This is a genomic window from Acinetobacter sp. P8-3-8, from assembly GCF_000214135.1.
In the GTDB taxonomy this organism is placed as follows: domain Bacteria; phylum Pseudomonadota; class Gammaproteobacteria; order Pseudomonadales; family Moraxellaceae; genus Acinetobacter.
In genome coordinates, this window is sequence record NZ_AFIE01000043.1 from 1 (window position 1) to 26,628 (window position 26,628).

Below are 26,628 nucleotides of genomic sequence, written 5' to 3' on the forward strand. Positions count from 1 at the left end.
GTAATCTATTCATTTTATTATGTTTAAAATATATGCGTCTTAAATTCTCAATAAGTTGCATACCGATAGGATGAAAATATTTAGAGTAATTATTCCAATTTATTGAATTGAAATGTAGTAGCTTTATTGAATGTTGATTTTCAAAACTAAAATTAATATTGATGTGAAATATGTAATTAAATTTAGTTGAATTTTACTGTTATATTTTGAATTTTTATAAAATGAATGATTCCGAATCAGAAACCTTTGTTCGTGCCTTGAAAAACTCTATAATGTGGCATCTTTTTGTGTGATGGAAATAAACTCTTGAGTATCATTGTTGCCTTGGATGCTAAAAGCCAATATGACGCATTAGCCATTGCTGATCAGCTTGACCCATCACTGTGCCGAGTAAAAGTAGGCAAAGAACTGTTTACACATGAAGGCCCATCAGTTGTTAAAGCTTTGCATAATCAAGGTTTTGAAGTTTTTCTTGATTTAAAATTTCATGATATTCCAAATACAACAGCGCAAGCGGTATGTGCAGCGGCTGATTTAGGGGTGTGGATGGTGAATGTTCATGCATCAGGCGGTCGTAAAATGATGGAAACCTGTGTAGAACGTTTAAAAGCTGGCAATTACAAAACACAACTCATTGCAGTGACCGTTTTAACATCGATGGGTCGTGAAGATTTACGTGATTTAGGGCTAGACATAGAACCATTTGAACAAGTGAAGCGTTTGGCTAAACTGACTCAAGACAGTGGCTTAGATGGGGTGGTGTGTTCTGCACAGGAAGCAAAAATGCTACGTCAAGATTTAGGTCAAAACTTTGCATTGGTTACACCAGGTATTCGTCCTGAAGGCTCTAATGCAGATGATCAAAAACGTATTGTGACACCTAAACAAGCAATGCTTGATGGGTCTACACATTTGGTGATTGGTCGTCCAATTACTCAATCTGCAAATCCAAGTCAAATGTTAAAAGATATTTTAGCAACCTTATAAATTGACGAAGTGAATTTTAAATAGAGTTTTTTTAAAGAATAGGGAATTAACCCTATTCTTTTTTTATTTAGATTTCATATTTTGAAGCTGATAATTTTATTTTAAAATTGAATAATTTAAAAAAGGAAGTGCCTTATAAAGCAGCCAAAATACTCACTGCAATAGGTGCTAATAATGAAAGTACAAAGCCACTCACCATGGCGTGCGGAATAAAGGCATTACCGCAGGCTTGTTTAACCATCGGTAAGGTCACATCCATCGCTGTCGCACCTGCTGAGGAGATCGCCGAGCGAGGATAACGCCAACCGACTAAGTACATCAACACAATCGCAAAAATTTCTCTAAATAAATCATTCATTAGAGCAACACTACCCAATTGAGCATTCTTTAATTCTGTAACGACAATACCTGTCATAGAGTAGAAGCCATAGCCTTGTGACAGCATTATCAAATCTTTAAGGCTAATACTTTGGATAAAGAATGAAATAAAGATTGCACCTAATAATGAGCCAATGATACAGGCAATCGGTACTAGCATGATTTTCCAATTGAGCCATGTACGATCCAGCGGTGAGTACGCAAGATCTAAACCAATCAAGAACATAAAAACCAGTAATAAATGCCAAGTGCTGACGTGCAAAGCGTAATTGAAAAGACTAAACAATTCAGCCAAAGCATAACCACTCGCAAGTGCAATAAAAGCATAGCTAATATTGATCAACGATTTTATAAGTAATTGTGCTGAAACTTTACCTTGAGAAGGCTGATAGCCAATCCCTCTAAAAACAGCATAACAGCAGAGAAATGCACCTATCGAAGTTGCAATCGAAATCATGATGGCATGACTAAGAATGATTGAAGGATTGCTTATGCTATGAATGGTTTGTGAGAATTCAATCGCTATGGCAATTAAAAGAATATAGGTAAAATAAGGGAGAATTTTAAGTGCAATGCTTTCTAGCCATTGTGGCAAACGTCTTGCCAACATGAAACCAATGAATAAGCAGAACAAAAGTTGAAAAATCAGCCAAAGAGATTGCATAAAAATATGTAGGTATGAAAATACCTACATATTATAGACAAAGTTTATGCAACACGGGATGTTTTATACTGGATTTGTTGATTGCCAAGTAATTGAAAATCGGCAGGATTCACTTTACGTGTCTTTAACCAATATTTCCAAGTATAGGTCGGCCAAAGTGCAAAGTTTTTGCCACCATCTTGTTGGTACCAACTGACACAACCTGATTGCCAAACTGTTCCTTCTAACATGTGTTGTACATCTTCATTGTATTGATCTTGAACTTCAGGCTTCACCACAATGGCTTGAGTTGAGGTTTTATTCACCATTTGCATGAGCTGTAAAATATAATTCACTTGTGATTCAATCATAAAAATCACAGAGTTATGTCCCAACACTGTATTTGGCCCAAGTAATTGAAATAGATTTGGAAAACCTTTCGTGCTAATACCTAAATAGCTTTCAGCACCATCTTTCCACGCTTGTTTCAGCTCAAGACCATTTTCGCCATAACATTGGAATGATTTTAGATAAATACGAGGATCTGTAATAAAACCAGTACCATAGATTAAGCAATCAATTGGTCGTTCTTCACCATTTTTAAAGATGATGCTATTTTCAGTCAGTTCTTGAATAGCATCAGTGATTAATTCAACGTTTTTACGATTAAAAGTTGGGTAATATTTATTCGAAATTAAAATACGTTTACAGCCCATAACATAGTCAGGTGTGAGTTTCTGCGCTGTATTTTTATCTTTCACTTGGAATTTAATAAATGCTTCTGCAAGTTTTTGACCATATTTCATGATCTGTGGTTGCACAATGGGCACAACACGGGATTCATTTGACCAATACAGACGGGCACGATGTAATTTTCTAAACCAGTCAAAACGACTAAATAATTTTTTATCTAATGTATTATAAGAACGTTCATCTCGTGGTATGACCCAAGCTGGAGTACGCTGTAATACATAGAGATTTTTTACTTTTTCTGCAATTTCAGGAATATATTGAATGGCGCTACCACCTGTACCAATAGACGCCACATTTTTATCATTTAAATTATATTGATGATCCCACTGCGATGAATGAAAAACTTCACCTTTGAATTTTTCGATCCCTTTGATTTTAGGTACTTGTGGTACATGCAAAGGCCCTGAGGCGAAAATAACAAACTGTGCGTGAATTTGCTGACCATTTTTTAACGTTAAATGCCAATTCAATGCATTTTCATCATAACGTGCTGTGACGACTTCCTGATTGAACTGAATATATTGTTTTAAGCTATATTCTTGGATCAAGTCTTGAATGTAGTCGAAAATTTCAGGAGCTTCAGCATAACGTTTTGACCAATCCAGTTTTGGTGCAAAAGATAATGAATACATGTGTGATTGCACGTCGCAGGCTGCGCCAGGGTATTGATTTTCACGCCAAGTTCCACCGACATCGTTGGCTTTTTCAAGAATAATAAAATCATGCATATTGGCCTGAATCAAGCGTATAGCGGTGGCTAAACCGCCAAAACCCGAACCAATGATTGCGACTTGAGTGCTTTGAATCTGTGCAGTTGTTGTTTGCGTTTTGCCCATTGTTATTAACTCAGCGTGCTTTAGTTTTGCCTAGGATAATTGAAATACATCTATAGAATAATGATTGCCTTGACATGAATATTGATATATTCGGCAATTTTCAAAAGCGCTTCTTTATAGTAAAAAGTTGTTGTAATGAATATTTGAAGACAAGATGAAACGATCAATACTCGGTTTGATGTACTTAATTCACGGTATGCGCAATGCAGGAATAGATGTAGATTCACGACTTGAGAGTATCGGAATTAAGGCAGATGCTTTAGATCCCAGTTCAATTATTCATCCAAGTTTAGAGTGGGATATCCAAAAAGTTATTGGTCAAGATGTAGCACCTGAAACAGGGTTATTCATTGGCAAACATTATTCACTGGCAGGCTATGGGCCTTTACTCATGTTGTTAGTGACTTGTAATACCATATATGAAGCGATTCAAAAAGGCATTCAATATCAAGGTTTAACCTATTTATATGGTGTGTTAGGGATTGAAAATAGTGAGCATCAAATCGCTTTAAGCTATCAACCTGTCGATCTAGATTCTGAAATGGGTTTATTGAGAGCGCAATGTGAAATATCAGGGACGTATAAGTTCTTAGATGATATTTATAAGATGATGGGTTTGACTGCACCAAGTGTGAGAATAGAATTACCATTTGCACAACCTCAAAATGCTGAAATATTGAAGCAATATCAAGACTATTATGGTTCAGACTTGCATTTTGGCTGTGACAAAGCCGCATTCTGGTTGAATCATGATGTGATGCAACTAAAAATACCTTCAGCAGACCCGATTACGCATCGTGTATATGAAGTGAAATGTATTGAGGAATTAGCGCGCTTAAATGCTGAAGAAGTGAAAGTGCCTGCATTGATTCAACGTGTAAATGATTATTTAGAATTGCAACAAGGTATCATTCCTTCCATGGCAGAAGTTGCTCAAGCTTTAAATTTGCCTGAAAGGACTTTGCGACATCAGTTACAACAATTGAATACCAGTTATAAACAAATTCGCGAGCAATTGATTAAACATAAAGCTTTGCGCTTAATTGAATATAAAGAATATTCAATTGAGGTGATTGCTGAATTGCTGGGTTATTCAGAACCTGCTGCATTTAATCATGCGTTTAAACGTTGGTTTGGGCAAAGCCCAAGACAATACGGTAAATAAATGAGGCACAACGATCTTATGAAAATCAGGTTTCGTTTTTTCATTGGAATTATGCCAAAGTTTTATTTATCGAAATTAAATATTCGATATACTCCCACTAGCCATTAAAAAGTACCTTTGCCATTATGTTAGTTCAAAATTCTACGCCCAATACTGCATTTGCTCCTGTATCACCCGCAGAACGTTATGCTAAAGCTTTATCTTCTGGACAATTTCTACCAGATGATGCCCAAGCGCATGCTGTGCACGAGTTAGACCGCGTATGGCAAGAGTTGATTAACCGTTATAAAGCGTCGAAAAAAGCATTTCGTCGTTTTAGACGTCAAACTGCACCACGTGGTGTCTATATGTGGGGTGGCGTAGGTCGTGGAAAAACATGGTTAATGGATCAGTTTTATGAGTCGATACCATTTCGTCGTAAAACCCGTATGCATTTCCATCATTTTATGCAATTTGTACATAAAGAATTAAATAAGCTGGCAGGGCAACGTAATCCACTTGATCTAGTGGCAGATCAAATTTATAAAGAAGCTGTGGTGATTTGCTTTGATGAGTTTTTTGTATCAAACGTAACTGATGCGATGATTATCAGTGACTTATTCCAAAAGCTATTTACTCGTGGAATCACGCTCGTTGCAACATCAAACATTGCACCAGACGGTTTATATAAAAATGGTATTCACCGTGATCGTTTCTTGCCAACCATTGAAATGGTCAATACACACTGTGTGGTTTTAAATGTCGATGCAGGTGTGGACTACCGTTTGCGTGTGCTCAAACAAGCTCAATTATTTAAAACACCGTTAAGTGATGACAATAAAGTGTGGATGGCGAAACGCTTCAATGCATTGACTAGCTCACAAACCATTTCAGAAGAACCGATTAACATCAATAATCGTGTGGTTGAAACCATTGGGCATACAGAAGATGTATTGTGGTGTGAATTTAGAGAACTTTGCATGAAGCCACGTAGTCCATCTGACTTTATTGAAATTGCCAATATTTACAATACAGTCCTCGTGAGCAATGTTCCGCATTTAACAGATACGCTTTCTGAAGGAACACGTCGTTTTATTTATTTGGTCGATGAGTTTTATGATCGTGGCGTGAAATTGCTTTTAACCTCAGAAGATTCAATTATTGATATCTATGAGGGTGAAAAATTGGCTTTTGAAATCGAAAGAACACGCTCTCGTTTGCTTGAAATGCAGTCTGATGATTATTTACAAGCGGAGCATCGTCTGATTAAAGATTCAAGTGAATTACAAGTGGTTGAATAAGTTTTATTAAAACAAGAAGCACTCGAATGAGTGCTTTTTTTGCTTTAAGAAAAGACAATAATTTTAAACATAATAATCAATTTGCTTTATCGACATTTAGTTATATTCATGGCTTAATCTTGGCACAAGGAAATAAAGTGTATTGTAAAAAATGGATCAATTAGCACTTATTCGGCACTTTAGTCTAATTTCGACATTTAAAAAACTTTATACACTGTAAAAAGCGATCCAAGTTGATGATATTGTCTCATTTTTAGTCATTATTTTTAAAATGAATGCTCGCATTTATTTCAATTAAAATGATCACTATTTAGCAATGTGATAATACTATTCAGCATGGTTTAAATCGGTATACTAGAAACTCTTGTTATAAAAAGTAGCAATATCAGGAAAGACAATGACTGCACGTATTCAGAAAGGCAAGTTAGCGATTGCTAAAGAACTTTACGATTTCATCGAAAATGAAGCACTACCAGGTTCTGGTTTAGACAGTGAAACTTACTGGAAAAACTTTGAGCAAGTTGTTGTCGATCTTAGCCCTAAGAATAAAGCGCTTTTAGCTAAGCGTGATGACATTCAGGCTAAAATTGATGAATGGCACCGTAATAATAAATTTGAGCTAGAAGCTTATAAAGCTTTTCTTAAAGAAATTGGCTACTTAGTACCAGAAGTAGAAGATTTTCAAATCAGCACAGAAAATGTAGATGAAGAGATCGCATTGTTGGCTGGTGCGCAATTGGTTGTACCTGTGCGTAATGCACGTTACTGCTTAAATGCTGCAAACGCTCGTTGGGGTTCGCTCTATGATGCACTTTACGGTTTTGATGTGATCCCAGAAGAAGGTGGCGCAGAAAAAGGTAAAGGTTATAACCCTGTTCGTGGCGAAAAAGTTGTTGCCTTTGCTAAAAACTTCTTAGATGAAACATTCCCATTGGCAAATGGTTCACATGCAGATGCAACTAAATATGCTATTGAAGGCAAAAAACTGGTTGTAACGTTAAAAGATGGTTCAACATCAACTTTAGCGAAAGAAGCAGAGTTTGTTGGTTTCAATGGTGAAGAATCTGCTCCAACAGAAATCGTTTTATTAAATAATGGTTTGCACGTCATCATCGAAATTGATGCGAATAGCCCAATTGGTAAAACAGATGCTGCTGGCGTTAAGGATTTAGTACTTGAAGCTGCTGTAACAACAATCCAAGATTTAGAAGATTCGATTGCTGCTGTAGATGCAGAAGAAAAAGTTGAAGGCTACCGTAACTGGTTAGGCTTGATGAAAGGTACTTTGGAAGAATCTATCGAGAAGAACGGTAAAACGGTTACTCGTACATTAAACAAAGACCGTACGCATAAAAACTTGATCGGTGGTGAAACTACGCTTCACGGTCGTTCATTGATGCTTCTTCGTAACGTTGGTCATTTAATGACAAATCCAGCGATCCTTGTAGATGGTCAAGAAATCTACGAAGGGATTATGGATGCGTTAATCACACCATTATTGTCTTTTGCAGACATTAAAGGCGAAAATACGATTAAGAACTCTCGTAAAGGTTCGATGTATATCGTGAAGCCAAAAATGCATGGTCCAGAAGAAGTTGCATTTGCCGTTGAATTATTTGAACGTGCAGAGCAAGCTTTAGGCTTACCAGCGAAGACTTTAAAAATTGGTATTATGGATGAAGAACGTCGTACATCTGTAAACTTGAAAAACTGTATTGCGCAAGCAAAAGATCGTACGATCTTCATTAATACAGGTTTCATGGATCGTACGGGCGATGAAATCCATACATTCATGGAAGCAGGTCCATTCGTTCGTAAAGGCGAAGTAAAGTCTCAAACTTGGTTCCCAGCGTACGAAAACCGTAACGTGATGGTTGGTCTTCAAGCGGGTCTACGTGGTAAAGCACAAATTGGTAAAGGTATGTGGCCTAAACCAGATATGCTTTTAGACATGTATAAAACCAAAATTGAACATCCTGAAGCTGGTGCAAGCTGTGCATGGGTTCCTTCACCATCTGGTGCTGTGATTCACGCAATTCATTATCACCAATGCAATGTTTCAGCACGTCAAAAAGAGTTGTTGCAAACTGAAGCCTTACCACTTGATGATTTGCTCACGCCTCCTTTAGCAACAGATACAAACTGGACTGAAGAAGAGAAGACCAAAGAACTTGAAAATAACCTTCAAGGTATCTTAGGTTATGTTGTTCGTTGGGTAGATCTTGGTGTAGGTTGTTCGAAAGTTCCAGATATCAACAACGTTGGTTTGATGGAAGATCGTGCAACCTTACGTATTTCTTCACAACACGTTGCAAACTGGTTACGTCACGGTATCGTAAGCAAAGAGCAAGTTGAAGAAGTTATGCAACGTATGGCGAAAATTGTGGATGAGCAAAATGCCAATGATCCAGAATATTCAGCTATGGCACCTGCATTTAACTGCTATGCATACCAAGCAGCGCATGATCTCGTATTTAAAGGTGCTGAACAGCCATCTGGTTATACAGAGCCGTTATTGCATGCTTACCGTTTAAAATTAAAAGGTTATACAGGTGATTAATTTCATCGTGTAACGCCAAAAAGCCTCTTCGGAGGCTTTTTGTTTTGTGGGACTTTATATTAATCGTAAAAATGTAATGATTTACATTGTTATGTAACGTCAGTTCGGGATAAATTTTGATGTAAGTTATTGAAAAGATAGATCAGGCACAGCGGAGTCTCACCGTTTAAAGTCAGATGCAAGAATTAACCCACTTCGTCTTGCACTTCGCTTGAAATATATTTCAATCTTGTTCAGGTTCGACCTGAGAGGTACTACCTCGCAAGGCTTTCGGGATGAGTGGCACTGCCACGCAAGGGCAAAACCTGAGCTGTGATTAAAGCAGCGCAAGAGTCGCCAACTCGACAGATACTATCGAGTACCTAATATATTGCAAAAACAATATATTTCAGATTTAGGCTTGCCTCGAATAATGCGACTGACGTTTCCGCGTATCATATAGCTGGGAACATATCTTATCCCGAACTCAGGTTATGCAAATGGATAGCTATACTGATTTAAAGTTCTTATTGCTGTAATTCTACCTGTGTCATTTCAATTGAAACTTGTCATTAGATCTCCTCGCATGAGAATAGAAATTTTGTTGAGCTAAGGTGGAGATTGCTCAAACAACTATAAATCTCTGCTACAATTTAAGAGAATCAATCTTTAAGTTGAATTATAAATGTCATCAATTCTTAAATTAGATGCATTGAAAAATGCCGAAGTTTCTAGCACGCCTTATCCTTTTTTTGTGGTTGAAAATGCATTGGCGGATAATGAAGTACAAGCGGTTATCCAAGATTTTCCAAAAATTGAACAGGGTGGAAGCTTTAACATTGAAGATGTTGAAATTAAACCAAATTTTGATCGTTTCTTAAAATCATTGGATACGCCAGAGTTTCGCCAAATTTTGACAGATAAGTTTGATGTGAATGTCATGGAGCATCCGATGATGATCACTTTACGTGGTTATTCTCGTCAAAAAGATGGTCGTATTCACAGTGATTCTAAAAGTAAGCTTTTAACCATCCTGATTTATTTAAATGAATCATGGGAAGCGCCGAATGGTCGTTTACGCATTTTAAATGATGATAAAGACATCAATAACTATGTTGCTGAAATTAATGCAGGCCCAGGTTCATTGGTTGCTTTTAAAGTAACAGATAATGGATGGCATGGTTATATTCCTTATGAAGGACAACGTCAGTCGATCCAAATTAATTTTTTAACCAGTGAAAAAGCCAATGCGAAGCATAAGTTTTTCCATGGTTTAAGTGCAAAAGTGAAAAAGATTTTTGGATGATTCATTGAAAAGAAGGTAAGTGTTGATTTACCTTCTTTTTAAAGTGCTTATCTAAACAAGCCTTTAATATTTAAAAATATTTTTATTGTATGTGTGCCAATTATAAACCGATTAGCGTAAATCAAGTTGAGCAACTTGGCTTGCCATTGATTCCTTTTGCCTATGAAGAAGAGATATTCCCAAGTTTTCAAACCCCATTGTTGTTTAGATCGAATCAAGGACTTGAATGGCGCTTGGTGAATTTTGGTTTAGTTCCAAAATGGGCAGAAGACAAAGAAGTCGCTAAACATACCTACAATGCACGTAATGAAACCGTTATGGAAAAACCAAGCTTTAGTGAAGCTTTTTCCAAATGCCAGTTTGGCGTGATTCCAGTAAGCGAGTTTTATGAGTCAAAATATATCAATGGAAAACCTCAACGCTGGGCAGTACGTCGTAAAGATGGTCAAGCTTTCTACATCGCAGCATTGTATGAAATCACGCGATTGAAAAGTGGTGAAATTGTGCGCTCAGCAACGATGCTGAGCATGGACGCCCACCATCACGAAATGATGAAAGATTTTCATGAACCCAGAACAGATAAGCGTTCTATCGTTGTAATCCCACAACATCGTTTAGAAGAATGGTTGACGTTGAAACAACCCAATATTTTGAGTTTTATTGAAGGCTTTCCTGTAGAGGAGTTTGAGTGTTTTTATTGTCCAAAACCAAGGCACAATAAAAACACTCGACAGATCAGCATCTTTGACTAATTTTTATTCTATTAATGAGAAAGATTTTTAAAAATATGCTTTAAACTTTCCATCATTTTTTCAATTTGTAATGGTGTTAAACCATCAAATGATTGTTCAAGTACAACACTCATCAAGTCATTAATCTTTTGAGTCATTTGTAGACCAGACTCAGTAAGCTTGACTCGAGTAATACGCGCATCGTGTTCACAAGAATAAGTTTCAACAAAACCTTCTTCTTTTAGTCGATACACAATTTTAGTGGTCGTCGACATTTTAGACACAATCATCTCTGACAGTTCTGAAACACTGGCATTTGGTCTCGCTTCCAAAGAGACCAATAAACGCCGTCTTGAATTGTCGACACCATATTTTTTTAAAACATGATCTACGTTCAATACGTATTGCGCATGTACTTGAGTAATCCAGTAATAAGGAAAACTTTCTATATTAAAATTTTCAGCAGAAGGCAAAAATTTTGAATACTTCTTAGTCATTAGGTAACCCTGATTTTTTGTAATTATAGCCAAACATAAGGCTTAATAATATTTTATTTTGAATAGTCGAATCAATACGTGATCAGCCGCTTAATATAAAAAAACAAGGAAAATCCATAAAATATAGATTTTCCTCGGAGTAAACCTAGGCGGTACTGTCCAGTAAAGACATCGTGTAACTGTCTTTAACTTGGTGAAACGCAACAATACTTTGAGCAAATTTAGTTGCTTCTTCTTGCAAGTGAGAATTTAGTACATAGCTATCTGATAGTTGTGCTGTCAGATCTGCATTTTCAAGAATAACATGGTAAGTCAGTTCTTGCTGATGATTCTCTTGCGTGACCACGACTTTGACCTGATGCTGCTCTTGAAACGCATCAAGATTGATATACGTTCCTAGATAGCTTGTATTTGCAATAGCCTTTGATGTCTTATTGAAAGTCAATGCATTTACACTTGTCATAGCGGTTAATCCTATTCACTTCTTGCGTGCTTTAAGGTTAATAAAAACGAAAGCGACTAAGTCAAATATTTGATGTTTAATCAATACTGACTGTGATCTTATTCTAATGAAAATTTGAGTGTATGAAACTTGGCTTTATGATAAAAAAATTCTGTCGCAATAGTCATAACTAGTGTAGGTTCATTTATTTGTTGTGTGAATATTGTTTTAAGAATATGAAAATAATCATTTTTAATATTGGTATAAATCTGCAAAGCAGAAGAGTGATACAACATTCCGTAAGTGTAATAAATCATTACAAAAATTAGGTGATTAATGGCTAAGAATATTTTTCATAAATATTATTAAGTATAGTTTAAATGTTGTTTGATCCGTTGCAATATATACTAATTTTCATAGTTAAACTTGTCATGGTCATTTTGGGCCATTTTTAGACTAAAGTTGAATAATTTTTTATAAGCAGCGATTATTTGTGCAAGCTTTGCTAAATTTATAAACTACTAAAATGTAAATTTTTCATGAAAAGTAATTACAAATCCAAGATATTGTGCATAATTAAAGTAATTTAGTTGAAAAGGCATCATTTATGGATCCGTCGCCGTGTAGGTTAAGCTTATTTTTGTCTTCTTTTTATAATAAAAAGCAGGAGATCTAATAATGGAATTTTTATTAGACCCTGGTATTTGGGTTGGCCTTTTAACCCTGATTGTTTTAGAAATTGTATTGGGGATTGATAACCTCGTCTTTATTGCCATTTTGGCAGATAAACTTCCTCCTGAGCAACGTGATAAAGCACGCATTATAGGCTTGTCTTTAGCTTTAGTGATGCGTTTAAGCTTATTGTCCGTCATTTCTTGGTTAGTGACTTTAACCAAACCTATAGTCGAATTCGCAGGGCTTTCATTTTCAGGGCGAGATTTAATTCTCTTATTTGGTGGATTATTCCTTGTTTACAAAGCAGTGACTGAACTGCATGAAAAAATGGAAGGCAAACCTGAAGTAAAAAGTTCGGGTTCTGTTGCCTATGCGAGCTTTTGGGCTGTTGTAGCACAAATTATCGTACTTGATGCAGTTTTCTCACTAGATTCAGTAATCACAGCAATCGGAATGGTTGACAATATTTATGTGATGATGGCAGCGGTGACTATTGCTGTGATTGTCATGTTGATTGCCTCTAAGCCATTAACCAGCTTTGTAAATAGACATCCTACAGTTGTGATTCTATGTTTAAGCTTCTTATTATTAATTGGCGTGAGTTTGATTGCCGAAGGTTTTGGTTTCCATATTCCAAAAGGATATATCTACTCAGGTATTGGTGTTGCGATCTTGATTGAAGCCTTCAATCAGTTCTCAAGTCGAAATGCTGAAAAACATGAATCTAAAATTCCTTTGCGTCATCGTACAGCAGATTCAATTCTCAAGATGATGGGAAGTAAATTAGATGCCGATTTATTGCAAACGCCTGAAGCCTTGGCTGCACAAAAAGCCTTTGGTGATGAAGAGCGTTATATGGTGGGTGGTGTATTAACCCTTGCTGAGCGTTCGGTTGCATCGATTATGACACCGAGAAATCAGATTTCATGGATCAATCTTGAAGATGATTCTGAAAGTATTCGTCAACAGATACTCGCAGTGCCACATAGCTTATTCCCAGTCTGTCGTGGGCAACTTGATAAAGTTGTGACTGTGGTACGAGCTAAAGAGTTAATTGATGCACTAGATGAACCAGAGCAATTACAGGCTTTATTAAAACGTCATCGTCCAATCTTTATTTTTGAAAAAATGAAAGTGATTGATGCGATTCACACCTTGAGAACTTCTAAAGGTTCTTTGGTTTTAGTGAGCAATGAGTTTGGTAATATTCAAGGTTTGATTTCGCCGCTCGATGTCTTTGAAGCGATTGCAGGTGAATTCCCAGATGCTGATGAGCAGTTGGAATTGGTCAAGTTGGATGATACCACTTGGAAGGCTTCTGGCATGTTAGATCTTTATCAACTTGAATTAGAGTTGGGTATGCTGGATTTGGTTCAAGAAGATTCAGGCTATTTTAGTGTTGCAGGTTTGATCTTGGATAAAACGCAAGGTGAAGCAAAAGTTGGTACGCAAATTGAGCAAGATGGAATCTGGTTTGAGGTTGTTGAGATGGATGAAAATCGAATTAAAACAGTCAAAATTACACGTCCTGAACAGTTCGCTTAAACTCGCAAAGCCGTGATATTCATCAGTGTAATGACATTCACAAGTTAAGTATAAAAATGCCTCATTGATTGAGGCATTTTTTATTTAAAGAATTTAATTAATTTAAAATTTTAAAAGCACAGCTTAATGATTAAACCTATGAGTGCAGAGATAGTAATCACTCTTAAAACACTTTGATTAAACTTGAATAATGCCAGTATGGAAAATAAGCAAATAAGTGCAGAAACATAATCGAATGAACCTGAAAAACCATTTGGCCATAAAACATGATAGCCAAAGAATAATGCTAAATTTAGAATAACTCCCACTACAGCAGCAGTAATTGCCGTCAATGGCGCAGTAAACTTAATTTGGTTATGCGTCGATTCTATCAATGGTCCACCAGCCAATATAAATACAAATGAAAATATAAAGGTAAACCATGTTACGATGATCGCACCCAATGCACCTGCAATAAATTGTGAGTCAGTTCCTAATAAACTATGACTATATGCGCCAATAAATCCAACAAAAGCCACCACCATAATCAAAGGTCCAGGTGTGCTTTCCCCAAGTGCCAATCCATCGATCATTTGAGTTGGGCTTAGCCAGTGATAATAATTAACAGCTCCCTGATATACATAGGGCAAAACAGCATAAGCACCACCAAAAGTCATTAAAGCAGCTTTAGTGAAAAACCATGCCATTTGCGTATAAGCATGATTCCAGCCAAAAATATAAAATAGCGTTATGAATGGAATGAACCACAATAGGGTGGCGATAATGACAATTTTGACAAGTCGAGACCATTTAAATACTGCATGTTCAGGGATAGGCGTATCATCATCGATGATGGCTTTACCGTAGGATTTACTACTCGATTGATGTGCTTGATTTGAAAACAGCTCAGGGTATTTTTTACTACTAAAATAACCTGTTAAAGCAGCAAGTAAAACAATAAGGGGGAATGGTATATTAAAAATAAAGATTGCGATAAATGCCAAAATGGCGATCAGCCATAGAAATTTATTCTTTAATGATTTACTTCCGATACGATAAGTTGCATGGAAGACAATTGCGGTTACAGCAGGTTTAATGCCGTAAAATAACCCTGCAATAATCGGAATATTACCAAACTTGATATACACCCAAGACAGCGTAATTAAAATAAACAATGAAGGCAGAACAAACAGAATGCCAGCAATTAATCCACCTTTAGTCTTATGCATTAACCAACCAATATAAGTAGCCAATTGCTGAGCTTCAGGCCCAGGCAAGAGCATGCAGTAGTTTAAGGCATGCATAAAACGTTTTTCAGAGATCCATTTTTTCTGTTCGACCAGTTCTTGGTGCATGACTGCAATTTGACCTGCTGGGCCACCAAAACTGATAAATCCAAGTTTGAACCAAAATAATACAGCGTGCCAAAAGTTGATATTTTCAAACTTACTTTCAACTTTATTTTCAATATTCTCGATATTTTCAATGTTTTTATTGTCTTCATTATTCATGTCTTTCTCCAAGTAGGTCAGCATATAGACCGTCAAAAATATGATTTGAAAGATTTAAAAGTTGATCATCATCTGTAATTGTTGTTTTAAGTCCATGCATTATTTTCTCAAATCCAACTGCTTCCGCAGGTTCATTGCCACCTACATCGAGGTAATGGACAATTTCAGCAATTTTATTTAAGGCAGGATTGTTTAGGTTAAAACTATGGATAAAGACCTCAAAGGTAACCAGTGAATCCATGTGGGTAAAACTTGCACCATCGAAGTCGAAGCCAATTACATCAGTAGGGCAGTTAGACGGAGAATCCAACCATTTAAATTGGGCAGATGAATCAATAAACTTTTGAATGAACCATGCTGATGCAAGTCGATCAATCCATGGGCGTTTGCGAGTTGCCCATACCTTATTTTGAAAATGTTCAATTTTTAGTGTCTGTAATATTTGCGAGCTAAATTGAGGTTCATCAATTTCACCCAATCGAGTAATGCTATATTCAAGCTTATTTAGTGCTTTAACTGATTGTTGTTGTATAGGCTGCGGAAAATAATCGATTTGAATTAAATGATTTAGGTTTTTCCTTAATTTCCTGATGTGTTTCAAATGCTCATTCTTTCTATTCACATCTAATTCATTTTCAATCTTTTTTAATTGATTTAAAAATTCTGAATATTCTTCACTATGATCAAATAATTTAAGTAAATCAATATTTTCAGGGCAGGTGCTATGGAAAATATAAGCCTTACCATTATCGCTTTGATGATCTTGTGCAATTTCTTCGAATTGATGTGCAACTGTTGATGGTAGTAAATACACGCCATCTCTCAATGTGGCTGCTCCACAATTTTTAATTGATCTCCATACTCGCATCCGTGTCGCAGTGCTTTGTGAGGGTAGACTTGAAATGAGTAAGGAGATATTCATGTTATTTATTCTACAAATTTTGTATTAAACATAACATATTTAAAATTTATAGATAGAATATAAAAGAATAAGGATAGTGATAAATATGAAAATCATGATTTAGATGGGCAGAAATTTTTCGTAAGCGTGGGGGTTTTTAATAAAAATTAGCGATAATTTAATGAATTGTTGTGACAAAAGGATTAAATGCTTTTGATGGTCAAAAATTGAAGATGTAAAAGGATTCAGCGCTTAAATTATTTCTACTTTTTATTTGATTTCATCATATGTGTATTTTGATCAAATGATAAGGAAATGGACTTCTAAAATAAAAAGAGCACTTAAACAGGATTACGTATTTAAGTGCTTAAAACAGAAAGTTTTAATTTAGAGTTTTAATTTAGAATAGTCTTGGTCATCAATGGCCATAAGTTTTGATGTGATTTTCTAAACATCAGCATATGTCCGATTGTTTTATGGCTATGCGCTTGAGGCTTAAGCTCAATCATATCGGTATTGGCATTTGGGTATAAGCGTAATAAGTCTTGGACATTGGCTTGGGTTGCAATTTCATCATCAGAAGACCAATACACAGTAATCGGGCATTGAATTTCTTGATGAAAATCTTCAAAAATGGTTTTACCAATTGCATTCATCACATAACCAGGTTTGCTACAAAATTGCGCCCATTGTTTTGCAACATTTTTTGGAAGATTTTCACCCATTCCAAGCATTTTTGTTGCGCCATAACCTTTAATTAAACTAGAAACAGGAAAGATCAGCTTAAACATAACCGGAGCCATACGTTTGGTTCGACCTTTTAAACCTTTAACATGTCCTGTTGAGCCTGAAATTGCAATCACCTGAGCAACTTTGTCATAATTCGGTACGATGCCAAGCAACTGTCCACCCGCACTGTGTCCGATTAAGACAACTTGTTCTTTCCCTGTTTTAGCAAGCAAAGTTTGAATTGCGGCAGGGATGTCTAACTGTCCCCAATCTTGAATACTGGCGTTGGATTGACGAATTGAACTGTGTAATGATTTCCCGATACCACGAAAATCAAAAACCATAACATCTAAATTTTGTTCTGTAAGCCATTCAATAAAGTCGTGATAAAAGCCTTGAGTAATTCCAGTTGCAGGGCAGACCAATACCGGTAGCTGCTGAGTTGGATGTTTCGCCTTGTAAAAACGTGCGCTTAAGCCATAGCCATCTGCGCAACTTATGGTTAAATTTTCAAAAGTATTCATAGTGAATCTACAACATTTAACATTTAAAGTTATGTTTACTTTAAATGAGTTCCAAAAAGAAACTTAAATAAAGTGTGACTAAAAAGTCATGATATTCAATTCTATTGAGTATCTTATATAAATAGGAAAATAAAATGGATATTGGGCTTTTGCCGATTTCAGTGAAATTAGCATTATTATTCAGTGGGATATATTTGTGGGTCGGCATGCTGACAGGCGTGTGGAAGTACTATCAAATTAGCCGCTCAGATCTAGCAAGAGCACATTATTATGTGGATATCGCGCATCGTAGTAGTTTGCTTTATGCACCTGCGACACTGATTTTAGCTGTTATGGCTTATTGTTCTGTATGGTCAGAAAATGTAAATTTTTTATTTGTAGCGATTAATCTAATCTTTTTTACCTTCTCAATTGTTAGTTATGTGGTGCATGGCTTTTTAAAAGATACAAGCAATCAATTCAAAGAACCACATCAATTAGGAAAAATGCAATTACCAAAAATTCTGATGCGTATGGCAATGGTTTTATTGGTGATTGGTGAAGTTGGTGCAACAGCAGGACTTTTATTGGGCATGTTTAAAGGATTGTTTTAATCAATATCAGAATGTTTAAGCAGTGGGTGGGTTGAATATTGAGTAATTTGAAGATTTTATGAATTAAATATTTGATTTTATTGTTTATGTTTTTAGTCTTTTATTTTTTTCATTAAAGATGGATGCTGTGCATCCATCTTTTATTCTGTAATTTTCGCAAGCTTACGTGATTTATGATCAACAACATCCCAAATATAGAAGGCAGCAGATACGATAAGTGCATAGGCAAAGAATTCAGGTTTTAAATTACCTTGAATCAGCCCATGAATAAATAGGGTAGCCAAGAGTGCCAACGTAGTGCTTAGATACGTGACCATTTTTTTGTTTGCCTTCAACGAATTAATGAAGACTTGCTTGTTGAAATGTATTGGTAACATCTCCATACCTCCTGTCTGCTCGACAAAAACCTAATTGTTTTGGTCTGGATTGGTTTATTTAGTTGTACCACATCTAATTATTATTTCAAGTGAAAATATGACTATTTTCATAAATAAATGTGACATATTTATGACAAAACATGAATAGTTTATTTATTTAAAAAATATGCTTAATAAATTTTAGATTATAGTAGGTTGTGCAATTTAAAAACGAGATCTAGTTATCATTCTAAAATACAATAAGTTTTTCATAGATGGAAGAGGACTAAGACAAAAGTTTATGATTTTAAAATAAAAAAATTGGCTCTGGCGTGTATTGGATGTGTAAATAAAAATGGTTATTTCACTACGCTATTTTTATTGTTCTATTTGTCTAAAAATTGATCGGTTTTTAAGGTTACTAATTTCCAAAGGCATAAAGCCTTTTAGAATATAAAGTAGTATTTGAATGAAAAGTGCCGTAAACAATAACAATCCGTTGGGTAAACTTGATAATTATTGATCACTCATAAAAGATGATTTGGGTAAAATCAAATTTTAAAGGCAGGTTAAAAAAGAATTATTTTTTAACTTTATCGATTACGACACAAATCATGAATACCACTAAAGACGGGATTAACCACGCTAAGTTTTGCTCATTCAACGGTAAGTTTTGGATCAACGCAGGCAAATTGTCTTTAAAGCTTGTGACTTTAATGCCTTCAATAATACCGAAAATAAATGAAACTGCTGTCACTGGTGCAATCACTAAAGACGGGTTGTTGAATTTTTTCCAGAAGAAACTGAGCACAATAACGACAATCGCTGGTGGATAAATAGCGCTTAAAACAGGAACTGAAAAAGCAATGAGCTTAGTTAGTCCTAGATTTGAAATCACCAATGAGAATAAAACCAAAACAACGACTAAAACCTTATAAGGAATTTTGAGTAATTCTGAAAAATATTCTGCACATGCGCAGGTTAGGCCAATCGCAGTCACCATACATGCAATAAAAATCAACGCAGTTAGGAATAATGAACCTAAGTCACCAAATGCATGTTGCACATAGGCATGTAGGATCACGGCACCATTTGCAGCATTCGGCGCAACATCATGACTACCTAAACCGAGTTTAAATAGGCTGAGATAGACGAGGGTTAAACCAACACCTGAAATTAAACTTGCGATCACAGCATATTTGGTCACTAATTTTTTGTCAGTTACACCACGAGAATGAATCGCATGAATAATGACAATACCAAAAACCAATGCACCTAAAGTATCCATGGTTAAGTAACCATTGACGAAACCTTCAGAAACAGGGCTAGTGACATAATTATTGATGGCAGGAGAGATTGAACCAGTTGGAATAGCAACAGCAGCAATACCTAAAATAGCCAGTGCAAAGATTTTTAATGGTGCAAGCACATGACCAACAGTATCGAGTAGTTTATTTGGATAAAGTGAAACTAAAGTCACAAAAGCAAAATAAACAATACTATAGATCAGGAGTGAAGTGCTGCTATCTCCGAAATAAGGAGAAAAACCGATTTCATAAGAAACAGTAGCAGTACGTGGGGTAGCAAATAAAGGCCCGACAGAAAGGTAACAAACGACAGTTAACATTAAACTGGCAACTTTACCCAAAGGTGAACTTAAAATTGCAATAGAACCTTCAGTTTTTGAAAGCGCCATGATGGTGAGTACAGGCAAGCCTACAGCAGTGATTAGAAAACCGAACGCAGCAAGCCATACATGTTCACCTGCTTGTTGAGCAACAATAGGTGGAAAGATAATATTACCTGCCCCAATAAATAAGGCAAAGGTCATGAACCCTAAAGCAATAATATCCTTTGTACGGAGATTAGTCATAAAGGAGAGGTTGGAGAAACAAAAACAGAGATTTTAGTAGAAAAGCACTATTTTTTGTATTTTATTTTATAAATATTATTCCAGAAGTTTATAAATTTTAACCAATTAGCAATATGAGTTATATTTATGTAGATGATTATTGGTTTAATTTAAATCATTATAGACTTTAGTAGGATTAAAAATAATAATTGCTATGTAAACTTTAAATTTCTTTTTCATTCCTCATTTTTTAGAAATAATGAGAATAAATTAACGGAGTAATTCTTTATCATTGATAAGAAAAAAACCATTCTCCGAATAAAAAGCTTATAATGTGTGCTCACAATTACAGGCAGATACGATGAAAGCTTCTACTATCACGATTAAAACTGAACAAGACCTTGAAAAATTACGAGTGTCTGGGCGTTTAGCTGCGCAAGTTTTAGAAATGATAGGTGAGCATGTCAAGCCCGGTGTAAGCACAGAATACTTAGATGATTTGTGTAATGATTTTATTGTCAATACTTTGAAAGTGATCCCTGCAAATGTGGGTTATTATGGTTATACCAAAACCACCTGTATTTCGCCGAATGAAGTGGTTTGTCATGGTATTCCTTCTCAAAGTATCGTTTTGAATGATGGCGACATTATCAATATTGATGTGGCGATTATTAAAGATGGATATTTTGGCGATACCAGTCGTATGTACTATGTTGGTAATGTAAAACCCGAAGCAAAGAAATTGGTAGAAACAACCTATCGAGCGATGGTCGCAGGTATTCATACAGTCAAACCCGGTGCAACATTGGGAGATGTCGGTGCTGCGATTCAACAGGTTGCTGAGCAAGAAGGTTATTCAATCGTTCGTGAATATTGTGGTCACGGAATTGGTAAGATTTATCATGAACAACCGAATGTTCTACATTATGGACAAGCAGGTCATGGTCTTATTCTTAAAAAAGGGATGGTGTTCACGATTGAACCAATGGTGAATGCAGGAAAGGCGAAAGTTAAAGAGCTTAAAGATGGTTGGACAGTTGTGACAGCTGATAAGTCTTTATCTGCGCAATGGGAACATATGATTGCGGTAACGGACACAGGCTTTGAGTTGTTGTCGCCATGGCCAGAAGGCACAGGCCATTATCCTGAAATTTAAGGCATCTAAGACTTTGGTCTAGAAATTATGACCCTGTACGGTTTTAATTGTTTTTTTATCTTATGTTTTTGTATGATTTATCACATTTTTTTTAAATTAATTTAGTTATTTTGCTCTATTTATGTGTGAAATATCGTGTTTAATCGTTTTTTTATATTTGTTTAAATAGTGAGCAGGCGATATGATCTTTTTCAGAATCTAGCTGTAGTTTCTACTTTATTTGAACTTATCTAAGTTTCCAAGCTTATCCATCTTAGGGTAAGCTTTTTTTTGCCTATCGTATTGGCACGCATTTAAAAGACAGCATGAAATAACTATTTATTACTGATATTACTTGGTTTTAGGCTTAACCAATTGGTCTACTAATTCGTCTATTTTAGTATCAGTACTGCGCCATTTATTTAAAGCTAATCCACCTTTACCTTTTAATTTGAATTCTGCTTCCGAAACGATTCGTCCTTGTTGTGAGAGGGTAAACTTTGCATAGGTCAAATATGTCACAAAATCCCATGAGCGTAATGCTGTGTAATTCATCGTCGTTTCACACATTACGGGTCTCGAATTTTCAGGATAAATTCGTGCATTAATATTGTATCGTGCAAAACTGCGAATAATGGATGGTTCGAAACCGCCGATGGTCACTTTTGAGTTATGAATAACACATATTTGTTTGACAGATTGAGGTTGAAATCCATCATTATTATTCACTTGAATTGAAGTGCAAGCATTCAGTGTTAAAACTAACATTGCAACTGCGAATAATTTCTGTTTCATAAGTTATGCATCACTTATTTTTAGTTCTAAAATTTAAAATAAATGACACCACAAATCCGAATAATAGCCCCCAGAATGCTGAACCAATACCAAAGAATTGCACACTTGAAGCACTAAATAGGAAGGTTAATAATGCTGCTTCACGATCTTTTACTTCATAGAAAGCAATCGCAATGTTGTGACTGATTGTACCGAAAAGGGCAATCCCTGCTAAAGCAACAATAAACAGATGAGGAAATGACATCAACAGACTCGTCAAGGTTGCTGCAAAAAGGCCCATTAAAATATAGAAAAATCCACAACTAATCCCTGCAATATAACGTTTAGAAGGATCAGGATGTACTTGATCATCTAAACTAACCGCAGCACTAATCGCTGCAATATTCACGGTATAGCATCCGAAAGGCGCCAAAAGTGCCTGTACAGTACCTGTCCAACCGATCAGTTGATTCACGTGTGGTTGATAACCATAGCTTTTAATCATGGCAATACCGGGTAAATATTGCGAAGCCATGTTGATCACAAATAACGGTAAAGCCAATCCAAATAGAGCTGACCATGTAAAATCAGGTGTCATCCATACCGGTTTCGCCAAGCTCCAATGTAAAACTGGGGTATGGAATTCCATAAATAGAGGGCAAATTAAAATGCCTGCAATAACTGTAATGACAATGCAATAACGTGCCCATAGACGCTTAGAAATAATATAGATGGCAAGCAAAGACAAAATAAATTGCCAATCATTTTGCATACTGGCAAATAAGGCGATACCGAATTTGAGTAAAACACCCGCAAGCATCGCACTGGTCAGACTTTGTGGAATGTAGGCAAGCACTTTTTCAAAGATGCCTAAAAATCCTAAGATCGCAGTCAATACACCACATACTAAAAAAGCACCAATTGCTTCATAAAGCGTATAGCCACTTGCCGTGGCGAGGATGAGTGCGAGCCCAGCCGTTGACCACGAGGTTGCTACAGGATATTTAAATTTCCAAGACAAAATCAGACCAGACAGACCAATGCCTAAACCCAGCGCCCAAAACCATGAGGTGATTTGCTCAGCAGTCGCACCGAGGAGCTGTGCGGCTTGGATCACCAAGACTGCTGAAACGCTGATACCGATTAAGAAGGTAATGAAGCCTGCAAATACAGCAGGTATAGAAAAGTCTTGGAGTAGTTTTTGCATGATCCCTAGCTTTCAAATTTGACTAAATGGTGGAAAGTTACACTAATCATCATACACTGATCGATTTGCTGCTTATACAGATAATCATGAGAACGTTCGATTTAAACATGAAATATTCTCATAATAATGATGAAAGCATTTTATATATTCTTAAAATATTTATTCATCATGCATGATTTATTTTACAAAAAGCTTTAAATAACTTGAATGTTCATCAAATTAGATTCGCATTCATTATCGAATTTTTAAATTCAATCAATGTGGTGAAATATTGACAATACAACGATTTACATTGTTGATGTTGCCAGTTTTAAGCCGAAACCACAAAACAGTAGCCCGACACATGCCACACCTATAGCGGCAACTTTATAACGTCGATTAAAAAAGCTAGCCAGTTTTATACCTGAAAAAATAAGAACGGTAAGATAAGCCATACTAATGAATTGTAAAATCACAGAAAGTATCGCAAAACTGATCGCAGGATATGGATATTTAGGATCTACAAATTGAACAAAAAAAGACAAGTAGAACATGATTGCTTTAGGATTGAGCAAACTAATGGTTAATGCTGTTCGAAAAGGATGGAATTGCTCAACAGTAGCTGGTTCTGAGTTTTCTGAATCTGAGTTTTCTGAAATTGTTTGAATATTCTGAGGTTTATTTATCCATGTTTTGACACTGGCTATCAGTAATCGAACACCTAGATATGAAAGATAAGCTGCACCTGTAATTTTTAGAATAATAAACAACCAAGGGAAGCTATGCAGTAACGATGCTGCGCCGAGCACTGTGCATAGGATGAGAATCAAATCTCCGACAAATACACCAAAAGCACCGATATAGCCTGTTTTGACCCCAAACCTAGAGGCAATGGACATCACATAAAGCGAATTTGGCCCCGGCAAAATCACGATGAAAATAGCCCCTAGGATATAAGTCGCAATATCGGTAATGCCAAACACGGAATACTCACTTGATCAAAAGGTATAAATAAAAAACCGAGTCAGTATCATAACAAACTCGGTTTTAAATTGTGAGCAATTTTAGTGCATAAATCCACAAAAATGCTGTGTTTAAAATGCGACTAAAACGTATTGATTCATCTATTCATCAAGCAATTCATCAATTAGCTGATTAATCCATAAAATCGGCTTCTAAGCCAAAAGATTGACGTAATAATAAAGCCAGTTGCTCACGTGCTTTGATAAAACCGTCAACTCCACCTTGTAACAATTGGAATGCCATCAAATCACCTTCTAATTGCTGTTTAAAGTCAGCTTTAGAAATTTCTTGGTAGGGCTGATCTTGATCATTCTCTGCGTGTTTATGCAATTGTGGTTCAACAACACGCTGATCTTGCTCAAGCTTTTCAAGCAAACCTGGTGCAACAGTGAGTAGGTCACAACCTGCAAGTGCAAGGACTTGATCTACACTACGGAAACTTGCACCCATCACTTCAGTTTTAATTTGATGCTGTTTGTAGTAGGCATAAATGTGCTTAACTGAAATCACGCCCGGATCTTTCTCAATCGGGTAGCTGTCTACATTTTCAGCTTTTTTATACCAATCTAAAATGCGTCCAACAAATGGAGAAATTAAAGTGACTTTGGCATCTGCACAGGCTTTGGCTTGGTGCATACCAAACAATAAGGTTAAATTACAATGAATACCTTCAGCTTCAAGTACTTTCGCGGCTTGAATGCCTTCCCATGTCGATGCAATTTTAATCAAAATACGATCTTGATCAATGCCATAGGCTTTATACAAAGCCAGTAATTCTTTGGCTTTGGCAATGGTTTCATCTGTATTATAAGAAAGTGCGGCATCAACTTCAGTTGAAACACGTCCTTCTATCAGTTTAAGAATTTCTACGCCGAGTTTTACCGTAAGAATATCAATGGTACGATCAACAAGTTGATCTAATTCATATCCTTCTTTCTTTGCTTGGTCGTAAGCATCTTCAATGAGTTCACGATTTTCAGGTTGTTGCGCTGCTGCTGTAATGAGAGAAGGGTTGGTTGTTGCGTCTAAAGGACGAAATTGTTGAATAGCGTTTAAATCACCTGTATCAGCAACAATAGTGGTTAAGCGTTTTAATTGATCTAATGCAGATTGTGTCATTGCCGTATGTTTCTTAGTTAAAATATTTGTGATTTATTTATAACACAATGTAAATTGAGCAAAAGTGTAAAATAGTCTGAATTCGATATTATTTTGTATGAATTCTTTGATTTCGGATGTGATTAATCAAAAAACGAGCAGCTAAACCCAGATTACTCTCTCTATTCCAGACAATATCGACAAAATATTCAAATTTTGGTGTGAAATCGAGCAAATCAAGAATTTTTAATTTTTTCCTCAATTCAGGATTTTCATTCAACATTTGTATTGGAAGAACGCCCCAACCTAAGTTTTTTAAGATTAGAGAGCAGGCTGAATGATGATTATCTGTCCGCCAATAATTCTTTGAATAGAGTAATTCAGGTTTTACTGTTCGATCCCGACTGGCGACAACGATTTGTCTGCTTTGTAATATTTGTTCAAAGCCGACTTGGGTATGTTGAGCCAAAGGATGATGAATTGCAGCAACAGGAACCAAGGTTTCTTTTTTAAACTCGACAAATTGTTCACGACTTTCTAAAAATTCACGTTCGAACATCAGTGCGAGTTGAGCACTTTGATTAATCAACATTTTCAATGCATCTTCTTGTGGTGCAGTAAAAATATTGATTTGTAAGGTTGGAAAGTGCTCTGCTAATAGCGCAACATATTCAGTCCAATCGGTATGAATCAGTTCAGAAACCACGACGATATTGAGCGCTGATTCTAAACCCTCACTGAGTGCAATGGCTTGTTGTTTCCATTGATTCATTTCAACCAGTAATTGTTCAGTTTTCTCATACAAAAAATGAGCTTGAGCTGTAGGAACTGGTTCACGACCGACACGGTTAAAAAGTTTCAGGTTTAAATCAATTTCTAAATTGGCTATCGACATACTGACAGCGGAAGGTACTTTTCCTAATTTGCGAGCAGCCGCAGAAAATGAACCCGTTTCCATTACTGTTTTAAAAATATTGAGCTGATCTTGATTGATATTCATGATTATTCCCAAATATGTTTGGCTTTATCTTTCAATAAAATTGAAAGAATCTAACTCGATTAATCAATATTATAAAAATATACTGCATCTGTCGAATCAATATCTTGCAAAAGTCAAAATGATCGAAAATTAAGATTGAGAGTCCCTTCTCCCTCTGGGAGAAGGTTAGGATGAGGGAGATTTATCATAT

The 26,628-nt window shown here is 36.0% G+C and carries 23 protein-coding genes; 9 read left to right on the plus strand and 14 right to left on the minus strand.

Annotation, left to right across the window (positions count from 1 at the left end; translation table 11 throughout):
• Window positions 1–306: 306 nt before the first annotated feature.
• Window positions 307–987 (plus strand): orotidine-5'-phosphate decarboxylase, encoded by a 681-nt coding sequence (gene pyrF, locus GGG_RS0114675; RefSeq protein ID WP_010116157.1) that lies wholly within the window; start codon window positions 307–309, stop codon window positions 985–987.
• 133 nt (window positions 988–1,120) lie between these two features.
• On the opposite strand, the gene GGG_RS0114680 is transcribed toward pyrF, so the two are convergent.
• Entirely contained in the window at window positions 1,121–2,029 is a 909-nt protein-coding gene (locus tag GGG_RS0114680) for a lysine exporter LysO family protein (protein WP_010116158.1), read from the minus strand.
• A 44-nt stretch (window positions 2,030–2,073) separates the two neighbouring features.
• Window positions 2,074–3,597 (minus strand): NAD(P)/FAD-dependent oxidoreductase, encoded by a 1,524-nt coding sequence (locus GGG_RS0114685; protein ID WP_010116160.1) that lies wholly within the window; start codon window positions 3,595–3,597, stop codon window positions 2,074–2,076.
• 154 nt (window positions 3,598–3,751) lie between these two features.
• On the opposite strand from GGG_RS0114685, the gene GGG_RS0114690 reads away from it, so the two are divergent.
• From GGG_RS0114690 to GGG_RS0114715, 5 genes are all read left to right on the plus strand, one after another.
• Window positions 3,752–4,762, plus strand: coding sequence for an AraC family transcriptional regulator (locus tag GGG_RS0114690; RefSeq protein WP_010116163.1), 1,011 nt, complete (start codon window positions 3,752–3,754; stop codon window positions 4,760–4,762).
• A 125-nt stretch (window positions 4,763–4,887) separates the two neighbouring features.
• A complete protein-coding gene (gene zapE, locus GGG_RS0114695; protein ID WP_010116164.1) occupies window positions 4,888–6,042 on the plus strand; it encodes a cell division protein ZapE in 1,155 nt (384 codons plus the stop codon).
• Window positions 6,043–6,439: 397 nt separating this feature from the next.
• Window positions 6,440–8,602, plus strand: a complete 2,163-nt coding sequence (locus tag GGG_RS0114705; RefSeq protein ID WP_010116165.1) for a malate synthase G — start codon at window positions 6,440–6,442, stop codon at window positions 8,600–8,602.
• 664 nt (window positions 8,603–9,266) lie between these two features.
• Complete coding sequence (locus GGG_RS0114710; RefSeq protein WP_010116166.1) at window positions 9,267–9,887, plus strand: 2OG-Fe(II) oxygenase; 621 nt, start codon at window positions 9,267–9,269, stop codon at window positions 9,885–9,887.
• A gap of 89 nt (window positions 9,888–9,976) precedes the next feature.
• On the plus strand, window positions 9,977–10,639 hold the full coding sequence (locus tag GGG_RS0114715; protein ID WP_010116167.1) for an SOS response-associated peptidase: 663 nt from the start codon (window positions 9,977–9,979) through the stop codon (window positions 10,637–10,639).
• A gap of 11 nt (window positions 10,640–10,650) precedes the next feature.
• On the opposite strand, the gene GGG_RS0114720 is transcribed toward GGG_RS0114715, so the two are convergent.
• Together GGG_RS0114720 and GGG_RS0114725 are read right to left on the minus strand one after the other, a co-directional pair.
• The gene (locus GGG_RS0114720) at window positions 10,651–11,115 is read right to left on the minus strand and encodes a MarR family winged helix-turn-helix transcriptional regulator (protein WP_010116168.1); all 465 of its coding nucleotides are present in this window, start codon (window positions 11,113–11,115) and stop codon (window positions 10,651–10,653) included.
• Between the two features lie 145 nt (window positions 11,116–11,260).
• Complete coding sequence (locus tag GGG_RS0114725) at window positions 11,261–11,578, minus strand: hypothetical protein (protein ID WP_010116169.1); 318 nt, start codon at window positions 11,576–11,578, stop codon at window positions 11,261–11,263.
• Window positions 11,579–12,235: 657 nt separating this feature from the next.
• Here GGG_RS0114725 and GGG_RS0114735 point away from each other — a divergent pair.
• Window positions 12,236–13,777, plus strand: coding sequence for a transporter associated domain-containing protein (locus tag GGG_RS0114735; protein WP_010116170.1), 1,542 nt, complete (start codon window positions 12,236–12,238; stop codon window positions 13,775–13,777).
• A 110-nt stretch (window positions 13,778–13,887) separates the two neighbouring features.
• Here the strand turns inward: GGG_RS0114735 and chrA are convergent, their stop codons facing one another.
• From chrA to GGG_RS0114750, 3 genes are all read right to left on the minus strand, one after another.
• Window positions 13,888–15,267: a chromate efflux transporter gene (gene chrA, locus GGG_RS0114740; protein ID WP_010116171.1), complete on the minus strand. Its 1,380-nt coding sequence runs from the start codon at window positions 15,265–15,267 to the stop codon at window positions 13,888–13,890.
• Complete coding sequence (locus GGG_RS0114745; RefSeq protein ID WP_029574617.1) at window positions 15,260–16,189, minus strand: chromate resistance protein ChrB domain-containing protein; 930 nt, start codon at window positions 16,187–16,189, stop codon at window positions 15,260–15,262. Before GGG_RS0114745 ends, chrA begins: the two co-directional genes overlap by 8 nt.
• Window positions 16,190–16,563: 374 nt before the next feature.
• On the minus strand, window positions 16,564–17,421 hold the full coding sequence (locus GGG_RS0114750; RefSeq protein ID WP_010116173.1) for an alpha/beta fold hydrolase: 858 nt from the start codon (window positions 17,419–17,421) through the stop codon (window positions 16,564–16,566).
• A 134-nt stretch (window positions 17,422–17,555) separates the two neighbouring features.
• Between GGG_RS0114750 and GGG_RS0114755 the strand changes: the two genes are divergently transcribed.
• Window positions 17,556–18,014, plus strand: a complete 459-nt coding sequence (locus GGG_RS0114755; protein ID WP_010116174.1) for a hypothetical protein — start codon at window positions 17,556–17,558, stop codon at window positions 18,012–18,014.
• A gap of 140 nt (window positions 18,015–18,154) precedes the next feature.
• On the opposite strand, the gene GGG_RS0114760 is transcribed toward GGG_RS0114755, so the two are convergent.
• Together GGG_RS0114760 and brnQ are read right to left on the minus strand one after the other, a co-directional pair.
• Entirely contained in the window at window positions 18,155–18,391 is a 237-nt protein-coding gene (locus GGG_RS0114760) for a hypothetical protein (protein WP_010116175.1), read from the minus strand.
• 559 nt (window positions 18,392–18,950) lie between these two features.
• Window positions 18,951–20,243 carry a branched-chain amino acid transport system II carrier protein gene (gene brnQ, locus GGG_RS0114765; protein WP_010116176.1) on the minus strand — a complete coding sequence of 431 codons (1,293 nt, stop codon included), beginning with the start codon at window positions 20,241–20,243 and terminating at the stop codon, window positions 18,951–18,953.
• Between the two features lie 340 nt (window positions 20,244–20,583).
• Here brnQ and map point away from each other — a divergent pair, with 340 nt between their 5' ends.
• A complete protein-coding gene (map, locus tag GGG_RS0114770) occupies window positions 20,584–21,378 on the plus strand; it encodes a type I methionyl aminopeptidase (RefSeq protein WP_010116177.1) in 795 nt (264 codons plus the stop codon).
• Window positions 21,379–21,708: 330 nt separating this feature from the next.
• On the opposite strand, the gene GGG_RS0114775 is transcribed toward map, so the two are convergent.
• The 5 genes from GGG_RS0114775 to GGG_RS0114795 form a co-directional block, all read right to left on the minus strand.
• The gene (locus tag GGG_RS0114775) at window positions 21,709–22,152 is read right to left on the minus strand and encodes an Sbal_3080 family lipoprotein (protein WP_010116180.1); all 444 of its coding nucleotides are present in this window, start codon (window positions 22,150–22,152) and stop codon (window positions 21,709–21,711) included.
• A 10-nt stretch (window positions 22,153–22,162) separates the two neighbouring features.
• On the minus strand, window positions 22,163–23,338 hold the full coding sequence (locus GGG_RS0114780) for a benzoate/H(+) symporter BenE family transporter (protein ID WP_010116181.1): 1,176 nt from the start codon (window positions 23,336–23,338) through the stop codon (window positions 22,163–22,165).
• 287 nt (window positions 23,339–23,625) lie between these two features.
• On the minus strand, window positions 23,626–24,300 hold the full coding sequence (gene leuE / locus GGG_RS0114785) for a leucine efflux protein LeuE (protein ID WP_010116182.1): 675 nt from the start codon (window positions 24,298–24,300) through the stop codon (window positions 23,626–23,628).
• A gap of 172 nt (window positions 24,301–24,472) precedes the next feature.
• A complete protein-coding gene (gene tal, locus GGG_RS0114790) occupies window positions 24,473–25,459 on the minus strand; it encodes a transaldolase (protein ID WP_010116183.1) in 987 nt (328 codons plus the stop codon).
• A gap of 88 nt (window positions 25,460–25,547) precedes the next feature.
• Complete coding sequence (locus GGG_RS0114795) at window positions 25,548–26,438, minus strand: LysR family transcriptional regulator (protein WP_010116184.1); 891 nt, start codon at window positions 26,436–26,438, stop codon at window positions 25,548–25,550.
• Window positions 26,439–26,628: the final 190 nt, after the last annotated feature.

Bases quoted from the DNA above. Each gene is read 5' to 3' on its own strand.
- GGG_RS0114680 (WP_010116158.1), bottom strand. From the start codon at position 2,029: ATGCAATCTCTTTGGCTGATTTTTCAACTTTTGTTCTGCTTATTCATT.
- GGG_RS0114685 (WP_010116160.1), bottom strand. From the start codon at position 3,597: ATGGGCAAAACGCAAACAACAACTGCACAGATTCAAAGCACTCAAGTC.
- GGG_RS0114690 (WP_010116163.1), top strand. From the start codon at position 3,752: ATGAAACGATCAATACTCGGTTTGATGTACTTAATTCACGGTATGCGC.
- zapE (WP_010116164.1), top strand. From the start codon at position 4,888: ATGTTAGTTCAAAATTCTACGCCCAATACTGCATTTGCTCCTGTATCA.
- GGG_RS0114705 (WP_010116165.1), top strand. From the start codon at position 6,440: ATGACTGCACGTATTCAGAAAGGCAAGTTAGCGATTGCTAAAGAACTT.
- GGG_RS0114710 (WP_010116166.1), top strand. From the start codon at position 9,267: ATGTCATCAATTCTTAAATTAGATGCATTGAAAAATGCCGAAGTTTCT.
- GGG_RS0114715 (WP_010116167.1), top strand. From the start codon at position 9,977: ATGTGTGCCAATTATAAACCGATTAGCGTAAATCAAGTTGAGCAACTT.
- GGG_RS0114720 (WP_010116168.1), bottom strand. From the start codon at position 11,115: ATGACTAAGAAGTATTCAAAATTTTTGCCTTCTGCTGAAAATTTTAAT.
- GGG_RS0114725 (WP_010116169.1), bottom strand. From the start codon at position 11,578: ATGACAAGTGTAAATGCATTGACTTTCAATAAGACATCAAAGGCTATT.
- GGG_RS0114735 (WP_010116170.1), top strand. From the start codon at position 12,236: ATGGAATTTTTATTAGACCCTGGTATTTGGGTTGGCCTTTTAACCCTG.
- chrA (WP_010116171.1), bottom strand. From the start codon at position 15,267: ATGAATAATGAAGACAATAAAAACATTGAAAATATCGAGAATATTGAA.
- GGG_RS0114745 (WP_029574617.1), bottom strand. From the start codon at position 16,189: ATGAATATCTCCTTACTCATTTCAAGTCTACCCTCACAAAGCACTGCG.
- GGG_RS0114750 (WP_010116173.1), bottom strand. From the start codon at position 17,421: ATGAATACTTTTGAAAATTTAACCATAAGTTGCGCAGATGGCTATGGC.
- GGG_RS0114755 (WP_010116174.1), top strand. From the start codon at position 17,556: ATGGATATTGGGCTTTTGCCGATTTCAGTGAAATTAGCATTATTATTC.
- GGG_RS0114760 (WP_010116175.1), bottom strand. From the start codon at position 18,391: ATGTTACCAATACATTTCAACAAGCAAGTCTTCATTAATTCGTTGAAG.
- brnQ (WP_010116176.1), bottom strand. From the start codon at position 20,243: ATGACTAATCTCCGTACAAAGGATATTATTGCTTTAGGGTTCATGACC.
- map (WP_010116177.1), top strand. From the start codon at position 20,584: ATGAAAGCTTCTACTATCACGATTAAAACTGAACAAGACCTTGAAAAA.
- GGG_RS0114775 (WP_010116180.1), bottom strand. From the start codon at position 22,152: ATGAAACAGAAATTATTCGCAGTTGCAATGTTAGTTTTAACACTGAAT.
- GGG_RS0114780 (WP_010116181.1), bottom strand. From the start codon at position 23,338: ATGCAAAAACTACTCCAAGACTTTTCTATACCTGCTGTATTTGCAGGC.
- tal (WP_010116183.1), bottom strand. From the start codon at position 25,459: ATGACACAATCTGCATTAGATCAATTAAAACGCTTAACCACTATTGTT.
- GGG_RS0114795 (WP_010116184.1), bottom strand. From the start codon at position 26,438: ATGAATATCAATCAAGATCAGCTCAATATTTTTAAAACAGTAATGGAA.